Origin of the sequence: Ensifer sp. NPDC090286 (genome assembly GCF_044769565.1) — a bacterium.
GTDB lineage: Bacteria > Pseudomonadota > Alphaproteobacteria > Rhizobiales > Rhizobiaceae > Ensifer.
Genome location: NZ_JBIVYF010000003.1, coordinates 336,451 through 350,236, shown reverse-complemented (window position 1 = coordinate 350,236; position 13,786 = coordinate 336,451). Strand labels below are relative to the sequence as shown.

Below are 13,786 nucleotides of genomic sequence, written 5' to 3'. Positions count from 1 at the left end.
GGTAGGGCGGGATCTCAAGAGCCCGCCGGTTACAAAAATAAAGTAGGGCCCTCAAAAGGCGCGCCCTCCACTCCTATGTAAGTCCTGCGCGCGGCGTTCCTGCCGTTTCCCGCTGTTCCGTTCCAGGAGACCTTCATGGCCGATCTGTCCGCCTTTCCGATCACCAAGCGTTGGCCGGCGAAAAACCCTGACATCATCCAGCTCTATTCGCTGCCGACGCCGAACGGCGTGAAGGTTTCGATCGCGCTCGAAGAGTTGGGCCTGCCCTACGAGCCGCACCGCATCGCCTTCGATACCAACGACCAGAAGTCGCCCGAGTTCGTCTCGCTCAACCCCAACGGCCGCATCCCGGCGATCATCGATCCCAACGGCCCGGATGGAAAGCCGATTGGGCTGTTCGAGTCCGGCGCGATCCTCATCTATCTCGCGGAAAAGACCGGCAAGCTGCTGCCTGCTGACGCGGCCGGCCGTTACGAAACGATCGCCTGGGTGATGTTCCAGATGGGCGGCGTCGGCCCGATGCTCGGTCAGTTCGGTCACTTCTTCAAGTTCGCCGCCGACAAGGTCGCCAACAATTCCTACCCCGTCGAGCGCTACCGTGACGAAGCCAAGCGGCTGCTCGGCGTGCTCGAAGCCCGACTTGAAGGGCGGCAATGGCTGATGGGCGACGACTACACGATCGCCGACATTGCCACCTACCCCTGGGTCGAGGGCGCGCGCAGATTCTATGGCGGCGCCGAGGTTCTGGATTACAAGAGCTTCCCGAAGGTGATGGCCTGGGTGGAGCGCGGCCTGTCGCGCCCGGCGGCTCAAAAGGGCATGGATGTGCCGCGCAAGGAATAGCAAACGGCGTGGCCTGTGCCAGAGTTGACGAAGCTCGGGCGGAAGGCTAGGCCTTGTTGTACAGATGAATAAAGGCAGGTGGGAAGCGTGTCCGGAAGGCTTGTTGTTGTCGGTGGCGGTCAGGCCGCCTTTGCTCTGGTTGCCAAGCTGCGTGCACTGAAGGACGAGCGGCCGATTACCATCGTCGCCTCCGAAGCAAGCCTGCCTTACCAGCGCCCGCCGCTCTCCAAAAAGTATCTCCTGCGCGAGATGAGCCTCGACCGGCTGCTCTACCGGCCGGAAGCCTGGTACGGCGAGCACGCTGTCGACGTGCGCCTGGAGACGACCGTGACAGGCCTGGACCGGGCCGGCAAGCGCGTGACGCTCAGCGACGGCACGTCGCTCGACTATGAGGTGCTGGCCTTTGCCACCGGCGCCACGCCGCGCCGGCTGCCCGCCTCTGTCGGCGGCGATCTCGAGGGTGTCTTCGTCGTTCGTGACTTCAGGGATGCCGATCGCCTTGCCGAGGAGATGAAGCCCGGCCGTCGCGCGCTCGTCATCGGCGGCGGGTACATCGGCCTCGAGGCGGCGGCCGTCGCGCGCACCTGCGGGCTGGACGTCACGGTCATCGAAATGGCCGACCGCATTCTGCAGCGTGTAGCCTCCTCGGCGACGTCGGGCCTCGTGCGCGACATTCATCGTGGTCGCGGTGTCGATATCCGCGAGGGCACCGGCCTCAACCGCCTCGTAGGCGACAATGGCCGTGTCACCGCAGCGGAACTCTCCGACGGCTCCGCGTTGCCGGTCGACGTCGTCATCGTCGGCATCGGCGTGACCGCCAATGATCGCCTGGCGCATGATGCCGGGCTCGAAACCGCAAACGGCATCGTCGTCGATGCGCACGGCCGCACCTTAGATCCGGCGATCTTCGCGATGGGCGATTGCGCCGTTCTGCCCTTCGAGGATCTGCGCATCCGGCTGGAGTCGGTACAGAATGCCGTGGATCAGGCCGAAGCGGTCGCCGCGATCCTTGCCGGCAGCGACGCTCCTTACGAGCCCAAGCCCTGGTTCTGGTCCGACCAGTATGACGTCAAGCTGCAGATCGCCGGCTTCGGGCTCGGCCATGACGAAACGATCGTCAGGCCCGGCCAGCGCGAGGGCAGCGTGTCGGTCTGGTATTTCCGGCAGGGGCGCCTTGTGGCCGTCGATGCGATCAACGACGCCAAGGCCTATGTGACCGGCAAGAAGATGCTGGAGACCGGCGTCAACCCCGACCGGGCCGTCATCGCCGATCTGCAATCCGACCTCAAGGCGCTGCTGTCGCAAGTTTAGGCGGCGAAACCACGCCAGGCAGCGCCTTTTGCAAACTGCAACTTCAAGGCGGCTTGGTTTCAATTTTCATTAACGACGCCACTATTGTTTTGCCGCGCAACCGGGCGGCAAAGCGACGATTTATCATTTCCTTAAATCACCTACCGGCAACACAGGCCGATTAACTGGAGGCGAGAGGTCTCGTTTCCCTGTGGTTGTTGATTTAGGCGATTGGCGATGTTCAAGGTTCTTACATGCCTGGTGGTAGAGCATAATCCCAAACTGGTCGTTCTGGCCGCGCTGGTCTGCTTCCTTTCAAGCTATGGGGCGGTAACCTTGCTTCAGCGAGCCCGCGGCTCCTCAGGCAAGGCAAAGGCGATATGGGCGACGGCTGCCGGCATCGCCAGCGGCTTCGGCATCTGGGCAACCCACTTCATCGCCATGCTCGCCTATGACCCGGGCGTTGTGCTCGGCTACCAGATGGACCTCACAGGTCTGTCACTGGCTGTTGCCATCATCCTGACGACAACCGCGCTGTTGATCGCGACCCATGTTCAGGGGCGGATCGGTTGGGTTGTCGGCGGCTTCGTTCTTGGTGGCGGCGTCGCCTGCATGCACTTTCTCGGCATGGCAGCGCTCGACGTTCCCGGCAGCATCCGCTGGGATGCGACGCTGGTCGTTACCTCGATCGTTGCCGGTTCCCTCTTCGATATCGCAGCCCTGTGCACGGTGGCCCTGGTCGGCAAACAGTTGAAGGCCAAGGTCCTCGCCACGCTGCTGATGACGCTCGGCATCGTCGCGCTGCACTTCACCGCGATGGGCGCGGTCACGATCGAAGCCGACCTGCTGACGCCGACCCATTCCGGCATGATCCAGCCGCACTTGCTTGCCTTCGTCATCGCCGGCACCGCATTCTTCCTGCTGTCGATGGTGCTGATCGCCGCCGGCTTCGCCCATCACGCCGAGCTTTCCGCGGCCGCTGCCGAACGGGAATTTGCCCGCTTCGTGCGCAGCGTGAAGGACTATGCGATCTACATGCTCGACACCGACGGCCGCGTCGCCAGCTGGAACGCCGGCGCCGAGGCCAACAAGGGCTATAAGGGCGAGGAAATCGTCGGCAAGAATTTCGCCTGCTTCTACTCGCAGGAGGATCAGCGCGATGGCGTGCCCCAACGCGCGCTCGAAGTCGCACTGGCCGATGGCCGCTTCGAGAACGAAGGCTGGCGCTATCGCAAGGATGGATCCCGCTTCTGGGCCCATGTGGTGCTCGACCCGTTCATGGACGATGAGGGCAAGCACGCCGGCTTCATCAAGATCGTCAAGGACATCACCAAGGCGAAGATGGACGCCGAGCGCATCGCCGAGGTCAGCAACAATCTCGATGTTGCGCTGGAAAACATGTCGCAGGGCATCTGCCTGTTCGACAGCAACGACAAGCTGCTTCTGTCGAACCGTCGTTGCCGCGAGATTTTCGGCTTCTCCGAGACCCTTGCCGGCCAGGGACTGACCTTCCGCGAGATCCTCGACATCGTCTTTGCCCGTATCTACTCCGATCCGGAGATCGCGCAGGCGAAGTCCGCCGAGCTCTATCAGAAGCACCGGGTCGAAATGGTCGGCAAGGGCGGTGGTGATATCGTCGAGAAGCTCGCCAATGGCCGCTCGATCCTTACCAAGCATCGCACGCTGCCCGATGGCGGCTGGGTGAGTACCTATGAGGATATCACCGAGCGGCTGGACACCGAGGAGCAGATCACCTTCCTTGCCCGCCACGACAGCCTCACGGGCCTGCCGAACCGGCTGCAGTTCAGCAGCTACCTCGAAGAGGAACTGGACGCAGCCGCCTGGTTCAACCGCAAGGTCGCCGTTATCGGCGTCGACCTCAACAAGTTCAAGGAAGTCAACGACCTGCACGGTCACGCCGCCGGCGACTTCGTGTTGGTGACGATCGCCCAGCGCGTCAAGGGCCTGCTGCAGGAGGGCGAGTTCGTGGCGCGCCTGGGTGGCGACGAGTTCGCGGCGGTCAAGCGCTTCGAGGAACTCTCCGAGCTCAACGACTTCCTGCGCCGCATCGAAAAGAGCCTGCATGAGGAAATGCGCTTTGGCGATTTCGAGCTCAAGTCGGGCGGCAGCATGGGGGTCGCGATCTATCCGCAGGACGCGGAGACGGCCGACACGCTGATCAACAATGCCGACCTCGCCATGTACCGTGCGAAGGCTGCCCTCAACCAGACCGTCTGCTTCTACGAGGTGTCGATGGATGAGGCCGCCCGCCAACGGCGCGCGCTTGCCAATGATCTCTGGGACGCGGTCGAGAAGAAGCAGCTTGCCTTGCACTACCAGGTGCAGAAATCTGTGATGAGCGGCGCCATCATCGGCTACGAGGTGCTTCTGCGCTGGAGCCATCCGGAACGCGGCATGGTGCCTCCGAGCGAGTTCATCCCGCTTGCCGAGGAGTGCGGCGCGATCCTGCCGATCGGCGAATGGGTGCTGCGCGAAGCCTGCCGCGAGGCGGCGGGCTGGGAAAGCAGCCACAAGATTGCCGTCAATCTTTCGCCGGTCCAGCTTGCCAACGGCGACATCGTCAGCCTGGTTCAGGACGTGCTGGCTGAGACGGGTCTCGACCCGAACCGGCTTGAGCTCGAAATCACGGAATCGACGATCATCGACGACAAGGAGCGGGCGCTGCTGACGCTGCGCCAGATCAAGGAACTCGGCGTCACCATCGCGATCGACGACTTCGGCACCGGCTACTCGTCGCTCGAGACGCTGCGTTCCTTCCCCTTCGACAAGATCAAGCTCGACCGAAGCTTCATGTGGGAAGTGGAAGCCAGCCCCCAGGCCAAGGCGATCGTGCGCGCCATCCTTGCGCTCGGCCAGAGCCTGTCCGTGCCGGTTCTTGCCGAAGGCGTCGAGACGCAGAAGCAGCTCGATATCCTGCAGGCCGAGGGCTGCGATGAGGCGCAGGGCTATCTGCTCGGTCGCCCGGCGCCGATCACGGTGCTCTTCACGGGCAAGGACGACGCGGCGGCCGCCTGAGCCACACGTCCGCGTCTCTGCCGCACGCCTTCACCGCAATCGCCCATCGGGCGGTTGCGACGGCCATGTATCTGATCAGGGATTATCTACACCTGTGCGCGGGCGAGGGCGGGCCTACTGGCGCAGCAGCGCGCGGCCCGCGACTTCCACGAGAAAGCGTGGGAAGAAAAAGATGCCGGTGATCATGCCGGAATAGCGCTGTTCGAGGCCGGAAGATTCACCGATGCAGAACAGCGGCTGCTTCTGGCCGGATTCCTCCAGCGCAATCGTCGTCGAAAAGCAGAAGGACGAGCAGCTCGTCGCCGCCTGCTCGAACAGTTCGAGCACGTGGTTGCGATCGGCCGGATCGTAGCAGCGAACGAAGTTCAGAAGGCCGCACTCTCCGTCGCGCAGGCCATGGATGGCGGCCGCCTTTTCGCCGAGACGGAACAGGCCCGTCGACAGGTCGCCGGACCATCCCTCAGAGACGCAAAACTGCTCCATGAATTCATGATGCGGAAGGCCGGGATGCGGCTGTCCCGGAACGCCGAGGGGAGCGGAATTTGCTCTGGTGATCTTAAACACGGTCTACCCCAGCAGAGTTCCCGGAGCCGCCTTCGACGTCCCAGGGAAATGCGTCCCAATGTGCAAACTGCGCCCGACATGACCAATACGAGAGCGCACGCCACATGATGTGGGTGTTTTCTCAAGTAGAAAGGTCGATAGATTGTAGTGGGTCTCGCCGGCGAACTTATTTCGAAGGAGAGTGTCGGCTTAATTTGCGATTAAATACTTTTATTCTTTAGGTATAGTCTCGAAGAATTTCCGGATGGGCCGCGAATACGAAAAAGCCCCGGCGATTGCCCGCCTGCCTCAAGTGTGCCGCCCAGTCTCCCCTCAATCTTCGCTCACTTGGGGCGCTGTTATAGTTCGTTTTTTTTCGACTTCAACGGTTTTTTGAAGCCTGACTACAACCGATGGGTTTTTTCCTGCCGACTGTTCGGCAGATGCTTCACCGGCGATGAATGGCGTTGATAAAAAACAAGAAAGGCGACCCGAAGGCCGCCTTTCCGATCCGGATTGGATCGCAGATGCAAGAAGGCTTATCGCCTTATCACATCATGTCCATTCCACCCATGCCGCCCATGCCGCCAGGCATACCAGCCGGGGCGTCCTTCTTCGGCAGTTCGGCAATCATGGCTTCCGTCGTGACGAGGAGGCCAGCAACCGAAGCTGCGTCCTGAAGGGCGGTGCGAACGACCTTGACCGGGTCGACGATACCCATGGCGATCATGTCGCCATATTCGCCGGTCTGAGCGTTGTAGCCGTAGTTGTCTTCGTTCTTGTCGAGGATCTTACCGACAACGATCGAAGCTTCATCGCCAGCGTTCTCGGCGATCTGGCGGGCCGGAGCCTGCAGAGCGCGACGAACGATGTTGATGCCGGCTTCCTGGTCTTCGTTGACGCCCTTGACCGAGATCTTGGAGGCCGAACGGAGCAGGGCAGTGCCGCCGCCCGGTACGATGCCTTCCTGAACAGCAGCGCGCGTCGCGTTGAGAGCGTCGTCGATGCGGTCCTTCTTTTCCTTCACTTCGACTTCCGTCGAGCCGCCAACGCGGATCACGGCAACGCCGCCAGCGAGCTTGGCAAGACGTTCCTGCAGCTTTTCGCGGTCGTAGTCGGAGGTGGTGTCTTCGATCTGGGCCTTGATCTGGGCGACGCGGCCTTCGATGTCGGCCTTCTGGCCGGCGCCGTCGACGATCGTCGTGTTTTCCTTGGAGATCGAAACCTTCTTCGCACGGCCGAGCATGTCGAGCGTGACGTTTTCGAGCTTGATGCCGAGGTCTTCGGAGATCACGGTGCCGCCCGTCAGGATGGCGATGTCTTCGAGCATGGCCTTGCGGCGGTCGCCGAAGCCCGGAGCCTTGACGGCAGCGATCTTGAGGCCGCCACGCAGCTTGTTGACGACGAGCGTTGCAAGAGCTTCGCCTTCTACGTCTTCAGCGATGATCAGGAGCGGCTTGCCGGTCTGAACGACAGCTTCGAGAACCGGGAGCATGGCCTGGAGGTTCGATAGCTTCTTCTCGTGGAGGAGAACGAAGACGTCGTCGAGGTCAGCGACCATCTTTTCCGGGTTGGTGACGAAGTAGGGCGACAGGTAGCCGCGGTCGAACTGCATGCCTTCGACGACTTCGAGTTCGGTTTCGGCGGTCTTGGCTTCTTCAACCGTGATGACGCCTTCGTTGCCGACCTTCTGCATTGCTTCAGCAATGTCGAGGCCGATCTGACGCTCGCCGTTGGCCGAGATCGTGCCGACCTGTGCAACTTCTTCCGAAGTGTTGATCTTCTTGGCCTTGGCCTGGAGATCCTTGACGACTTCGGTGACAGCGAGGTCGATACCGCGCTTCAGGTCCATCGGGTTCATGCCGGCAGCAACGGCCTTTGCGCCTTCGCGAACGATCGCCTGGGCAAGAACGGTTGCAGTCGTGGTGCCGTCGCCAGCGATGTCGTTGGTCTTCGAAGCAACTTCGCGGACCATCTGGGCGCCCATGTTTTCGAACTTGTCTTCGAGTTCGATTTCCTTGGCGACCGATACGCCGTCCTTGGTGATGCGCGGAGCGCCGAAGGACTTGTCGATGATGACGTTACGACCCTTCGGGCCGAGCGTGACCTTTACGGCGTCAGCGAGGATGTCGACGCCACGCAGCATCTTTTCGCGCGCGGTGCGGCCGAACTTGATTTCTTTTGCAGCCATTAGAGAACTCCCGGGCTCATTGCCCATTGGTTGTCATGAAAAGGGTGGACGACGGCTGGATCAGCCGATGATGCCCATGATGTCGGCTTCCTTCATGATCAGAAGGTCTTCGCCGTTGATCTTGACTTCGGTGCCCGACCACTTGCCGAACAGAACGCGGTCGCCAGCCTTGACGTCGAGAGCGACAACCTTGCCGCTTTCGTCACGGGCGCCCGAACCGACGGCGACGATTTCGCCTTCCTGCGGCTTTTCCTTGGCGGTGTCCGGAATGATGATCCCGCCCTTGGTCTTCTCTTCAGACTCGACGCGGCGAACGACGACGCGGTCGTGCAGCGGGCGGAAGTTGGTGCTTGCCATTAGTCTAATCCCTCGATCAAATGACACTACGGATCGCAGATGGACCCGATGGATGGGTGTTAGCACTCTCGTTTATCGAGTGCTAGCGATGCCGAGATAAGCTTGGGTATGGGGTGAGTCAAGGATCGGCGCCTAGATTTTTTGCTGGCGGCGGCTGCTTTGGGCGGGCGCAGCAGGCGAGGGCGTAGGCAGCCTAGCCTCATTCTTGGCGAAATCTAGGCGATCGCGTCGATGCGTGGCATCGGCCGGATTTTGACGGTTGATAACCACGACAAAGTGCTTCTGCGTGGCGGGCGCGTCTGCAATGCATTTTTTCCTGGCTCTCGACACCGCCGGAATCCTTGGGAAGGGGCGCCTTTTTCGGGAGACGAGACTTGTAATCTCCTGCCTTCCTTGCCATGCAAGCCGGAAACCGTGTTTGCAGGAAGCCAGAATGGCCGCAAGGATCAACAGTTTTCGCGAAATCGCCAAGCGCTACGATGTCGTTCTGTGCGACGTCTGGGGCGTTCTTCACAACGGCGTGCAGGCTTTCGCCTCCGCCTGTGAAGCATTGGCCGAGGCGCGTGCCGCCGGGCTGACCGTCGTACTCATCACCAATTCGCCGCGCCCGAGCCCGATGGTGAAGGTGCAGATCCGCAGCCTCGGCGTGCCCGACGAAGCCTATGACCGGATCGTCACCTCGGGCGACGTGACCCGGGCTCTGATCGCCGCCGCCGACAAGAAGATCTTCTTCATTGGCGCCGAGCGCGACCTGCCGCTGCTTGAGGGCCTGGGGACGCAGATCGTGTCCTCGGAAGATGCCGAGACGGTCGTGTGCGCCGGCTTCTATGACGACGAGACCGAAACGCCCGAGCATTACCGCGCGACCCTGACGGGCCTTGCCAAGCGCAAGATCCCGTTCATCTGCGCCAATCCGGACCTGGTCGTCGAGCGCGGCCACCGGCTGATCCCGTGCGCCGGCGCGATTGCCAAGCTCTACGAGGAACTCGGCGGCGAGGCGCGCATTGCCGGCAAGCCCTACATCGCGATCTACCGCGCCGCCCTCGGCGAGGCGAAGGCCGCGCGCGGACCGATCGACCTCACCCGCGTCATCGCTGTCGGTGACGGCATGCCGACGGACGTCAAGGGCGCGCAGGATGCGGGCCTGGATCTGCTCTATATCAGCGCCGGTATCCACGCCCAGGAATACATGAACGAAAGCCGGACCGACGAGGCGAAGCTTGCCGCCTTCCTCAAGAAGGAGGGCGCCTCGCCGAAATATTGGATGCCACGGCTCGCCTGACGGGAAGACGGAGATGACGGTTTTTCATCGCAACGAGACCCGTGATCCGCTTCCGGAGCACTTGCGCGGCGGTGTCGTCGCCATCGGCAATTTCGACGGCGTGCACCGTGGCCACCAGTCGGTTCTCAATCGGGCGCTGGAAGAGGCGAAGTCGCGCGGCGTGCCGGCACTCGTGCTCACCTTCGAGCCGCATCCGCGAACCGTCTTTCGCCCGGACACGCCTGTCTTCCGGCTGACGCCGGCGCCGTTGAAGGCCCGCATCCTCGAAGGCATGGGCTTCGGCGCCGTCATCGAATATCCCTTCGATCGTACCTTCTCGCAGCTTTCGGCGTCGGACTTCATCCATCGCATCCTGCTCGAATGGCTGCATGCCTCGCATGTGGTGACCGGGTTCGACTTTCATTTCGGCAAGGGTCGCGAGGGTGGCCCTGCGTTTCTGATGGCGGCGGGCGGCGATAACGGGTTTGGCGTGACGCTGGTCGACGCCTTCCGTGATGAAAATGCGTCCGTCATCTCGTCGAGCTACGTCCGCGCGCTGCTCGGCGAGGGCGATGTCGCGCAGGCCGCCGGCATGCTCGGCTACCGTTATCTCGTCGAAGCCGAGGTGATTGGCGGCAAGAAGCTCGGCCGCGAACTCGGTTTTCCCACCGCCAATATGCGGCTCGCGCCCGAGGTGGAGCTTCGATCCGGCATTTATGCCGTGCGTTTCCGTCGCGCCGACGGCTCGCTCTACGACGGCGTCGCGAGCTTCGGCCGCCGGCCGACGGTCGACAGCGACGGCGAGCCGCTGCTCGAAACCTTCGTCTTCGATTTCTCCGGTGATCTCTATGGCGAGGTCTGCGCCGTGACCTTCTTTGGTCACCTGCGCGACGAACTGAAATTCGATGGCCTCGATCCGCTCGTTGCGCAGATCCGTCAGGACGAGGCCGAAGCCCGCGCGCTGCTTTCCGGCGTCACGCCGCTCGGCGACATCGACCGCAGGCTCAACTTCGCCCGATAAAAGATTTCGGTCTTCGCGCGGCGGCGGACCTTTTCAAAAGGCGGAAAACGCCTTAAACAACCGGCCACCATGACCCGGCACCGTCGATTGATCATCGATCAGCGAATTATTGGCCCGGCCTTCCGCGTGCTGTGATCAGCCGGAAGGTCCGGGATTTCGGCGTTTCCGACGCCCCAGTCATCTCTCGATACCGAGCCCATTTCGTATGCGCGGCCGTTCGCGCGAAGAAGCGATTGCAAAAACCATGACCGACACCGCTGAAAAGATCGACTATTCCTCGTCCCTCTATCTGCCGCAGACGGAATTTCCGATGCGCGCAGGCCTGCCGCAGAAGGAGCCGGAAACGGTTGCCCGCTGGCAGAAGATGGGCCTTTACAAGAAGCTGCGCGCGTCGGCTGCCGGCCGCGACAAGTTCGTGCTGCACGACGGTCCTCCCTATGCCAACGGCAACATCCATATCGGCCACGCGCTGAACAAGATCCTCAAGGACGTCATCAACCGCTCGTTCCAGATGCGCGGCTTCGACGCCAACTACGTGCCCGGCTGGGACTGCCACGGTCTGCCGATCGAGTGGAAGATCGAGGAGAAGTACCGCGAGAAGGGCCAGAACAAGGACGAGGTTCCGGTCAACGAGTTCCGTCAGGAATGCCGTGACTTCGCCGCAGGCTGGATCCAGGTTCAGGCCGAGGAGTTCAAGCGTCTCGGCATCGAGGGCGACTTCGACAATCCCTACACGACGATGAACTTCCACGCCGAAGCGCGCATCGCCGGCGAACTGATGAAGATCGCCAAGCTCGGCCAGCTCTATCGCGGCTCGAAGCCGGTCATGTGGTCGGTCGTCGAGCGCACGGCACTGGCCGAAGCCGAAGTCGAGTACGCCGATATCGAAAGCGACATGATCTGGGTGAAGTTCCCGGTCACCGAAGGTCCCGACAGCCTTGCCGGCACCTTCGTCGTGATCTGGACGACCACGCCCTGGACCATCCCCGGCAACCGTGCCATCGCCTTCTCTTCGCGCTATGCCTACGGTCTCTATGAGGTGGCGACCGCCGAGAACGACTTCGGTCCGCAGCCGGGCGAGAAGCTGATCTTTGCCAAGCGCCTGGCAGACGAGTCCGCCGCCAAGGCCAAGCTCACCTTCAACTTCGTTCGCGACCTTGAGGCCGGCGAACTGTCGTCCGTGACCTGCGCCCATCCGCTGCACGGTCTGGGCGGCGGCTACGCCTTCAAGGTGCCGTTGCTCGACGGCGACCACGTCACCGACGATGCCGGCACCGGCTTCGTGCACACGGCCCCGGGCCACGGTCGCGAAGACTTTGACGCCTGGATGGACAATGCCCGCGCGCTCGAAGCCCGCGGCATCTCCTCGGCGATCCCGTTCACGGTCGACGACGCCGGCTACTTCACCGCTGACGCCCACGGCTTCGGCCCGGACGCCGAAGGTGGCGCCGGCCGCGTCATCGACGACAAGGGCAAGAAGGGCGACGCCAACGATCGCGTCATCAAGGCGCTGATCGGTCGCCACGCGCTCTTTGCCCGTGGCCGCCTGAAGCACTCCTATCCGCATTCCTGGCGCTCGAAGAAGCCGGTGATCTTCCGCAATACGCCGCAATGGTTCGTCTACATGGACAAGGCCTTCGGCGACGGTACGACGCTGCGTTCGCGCGCCCTTTCGGCGATCGACGACACCCGCTTCGTTCCGGGTGCTGGCCAGAACCGCCTGCGTGCGATGATCGAAGGCCGTCCCGACTGGGTGCTCTCGCGCCAGCGTGCCTGGGGCGTGCCGATCGCGATCTTTGCCGACGACCAGGGCGAGATCCTGATCGACGAGGCCGTCAACGCCCGCATCCTGGATGCGTTCGAACTGGAAGGCGCCGATGCCTGGTTCGCCGAAGGCGCCAAGGATCGCTTCCTTGGCAACGACCACGATCATGCCAAGTGGCACCAGGTCATGGACATCCTCGACGTGTGGTTCGACTCAGGTTCGACCCACACCTTCACGCTCGAAGACCGTCCGGACCTGAAGTGGCCGGCTGACGTCTATCTCGAAGGTTCGGACCAGCATCGCGGCTGGTTCCATTCTTCGCTGCTCGAGGCCTGCGCCACGCGCGGCCGCGCACCCTACAACGCCGTTGTCACCCATGGCTTCACCATGGATGAGAAGGGCGAGAAGATGTCGAAGTCGAAGGGCAACACCGTCACCCCGCAAGAGGTGATGAAGGATGCCGGCGCCGACATCCTGCGCCTGTGGGTGATGACGACGGACTATTGGGAAGATCAGCGCCTCGGCAAGACGATCATCCAGACCAACATCGACGCCTATCGCAAGCTGCGCAACACGATCCGCTGGATGCTCGGCACGCTCGCCCACGACAAGGGCGAAGAGATTGCCTATGCCGAGATGCCGGAACTCGAAAAGCTGATGCTGCATCGCCTGGCCGAGCTCGACCAGGTCGTGCGCGAAGGCTACGACGCCTTCGACTTCAAGAAGATCGCCCGCGCGCTGATCGATTTCTCGAACGTCGAGCTCTCGGCGTTCTATTTCGACGTTCGCAAGGATGCGCTTTACTGCGACGCGCCGTCGAGCCTGCGCCGGCGCTCGGCTCTCGCCGTCATCCGCAAGCTCTTCGATTGCCTCGTGCTGTGGCTGGCGCCGATGGTGCCCTTCACCACGGAAGAGGCCTGGCTGTCGCGCAAGCCCGACGCGGTCTCGGTGCATCTCGAACAGTTCCCGGCGATCCCGGCGGAATGGAAGAACGATGCGCTCGAAGCCAAATGGGAAAAGATCCGCGCGGTTCGCACCGTCGTTACCGGCGCGCTCGAGATCGAGCGCAAGGACAAGCGCATCGGCTCGTCGCTGGAGGCTGCACCGGTCGTCCACGTCGCCGATCCGGAGCTGTTGAAGGCGCTGGAAGGCCAGGACTTCGCCGAGATCTGCATCACCTCGGGGATCACCGTCGAAGCCACCGAAGGTCCGGCCGACGCGTTCCGCCTGGCCGAAGTGGCCAAGGTCAGCGTCGTGCCGAAGCTTGCCGAAGGTCAGAAATGCGCCCGCTCCTGGCGGATCACGACCGACGTCGGTTCTGACGCACTCTACCCGGACGTGTCCGCCCGGGATGCCGCTGCCTTGCGCGAGCTTGGTTTCAAGGCTTAACGCATTGTTACCGGATGAATTGCACTCCTTGCGTTCATCCGGTAAAACCTGCCCGAAATTTGGCGGATTTCTCCGCCATGGGCGCTTGAG

Annotated in this window: 9 protein-coding genes; 6 read left to right on the top strand and 3 right to left on the bottom strand. The window is 62.4% G+C overall.

Annotation, left to right across the window (positions count from 1 at the left end):
- Positions 1–135: 135 nt before the first annotated feature.
- The 3 genes from ACIQUG_RS16910 to ACIQUG_RS16900 all read left to right on the top strand — a co-directional run bounded on the left by ACIQUG_RS16910 (position 136) and on the right by ACIQUG_RS16900 (position 5,169).
- Positions 136–843: a glutathione binding-like protein gene (locus ACIQUG_RS16910; RefSeq protein WP_402323264.1), complete on the top strand. Its 708-nt coding sequence runs from the start codon at positions 136–138 to the stop codon at positions 841–843.
- Between the two features lie 87 nt (positions 844–930).
- Positions 931–2,154 carry an NAD(P)/FAD-dependent oxidoreductase gene (locus tag ACIQUG_RS16905; RefSeq protein ID WP_402323263.1) on the top strand — a complete coding sequence of 408 codons (1,224 nt, stop codon included), beginning with the start codon at positions 931–933 and terminating at the stop codon, positions 2,152–2,154.
- A 216-nt stretch (positions 2,155–2,370) separates the two neighbouring features.
- Complete coding sequence (locus ACIQUG_RS16900; RefSeq protein WP_402323262.1) at positions 2,371–5,169, top strand: EAL domain-containing protein; 2,799 nt, start codon at positions 2,371–2,373, stop codon at positions 5,167–5,169.
- 114 nt (positions 5,170–5,283) lie between these two features.
- Here ACIQUG_RS16900 and ACIQUG_RS16895 read toward each other — a convergent pair whose 3' ends face one another.
- From ACIQUG_RS16895 to groES, 3 genes are all read right to left on the bottom strand, one after another.
- Positions 5,284–5,733, bottom strand: coding sequence for a hypothetical protein (locus ACIQUG_RS16895; protein ID WP_043618371.1), 450 nt, complete (start codon positions 5,731–5,733; stop codon positions 5,284–5,286).
- A gap of 529 nt (positions 5,734–6,262) precedes the next feature.
- Positions 6,263–7,903, bottom strand: coding sequence for a chaperonin GroEL (gene groL, locus ACIQUG_RS16890; RefSeq protein WP_043618373.1), 1,641 nt, complete (start codon positions 7,901–7,903; stop codon positions 6,263–6,265).
- 60 nt (positions 7,904–7,963) lie between these two features.
- Positions 7,964–8,260 carry a co-chaperone GroES gene (gene groES / locus ACIQUG_RS16885; RefSeq protein WP_004675403.1) on the bottom strand — a complete coding sequence of 99 codons (297 nt, stop codon included), beginning with the start codon at positions 8,258–8,260 and terminating at the stop codon, positions 7,964–7,966.
- A gap of 433 nt (positions 8,261–8,693) precedes the next feature.
- On the opposite strand from groES, the gene ACIQUG_RS16880 reads away from it, so the two are divergent.
- The 3 genes from ACIQUG_RS16880 to ileS all read left to right on the top strand — a co-directional run bounded on the left by ACIQUG_RS16880 (position 8,694) and on the right by ileS (position 13,696).
- Complete coding sequence (locus tag ACIQUG_RS16880; RefSeq protein WP_192447677.1) at positions 8,694–9,542, top strand: TIGR01459 family HAD-type hydrolase; 849 nt, start codon at positions 8,694–8,696, stop codon at positions 9,540–9,542.
- 13 nt (positions 9,543–9,555) lie between these two features.
- Positions 9,556–10,542: a bifunctional riboflavin kinase/FAD synthetase gene (locus tag ACIQUG_RS16875; RefSeq protein ID WP_402323261.1), complete on the top strand. Its 987-nt coding sequence runs from the start codon at positions 9,556–9,558 to the stop codon at positions 10,540–10,542.
- Between the two features lie 244 nt (positions 10,543–10,786).
- Complete coding sequence (ileS, locus tag ACIQUG_RS16870) at positions 10,787–13,696, top strand: isoleucine--tRNA ligase (protein ID WP_402323260.1); 2,910 nt, start codon at positions 10,787–10,789, stop codon at positions 13,694–13,696.
- Positions 13,697–13,786: the final 90 nt, after the last annotated feature.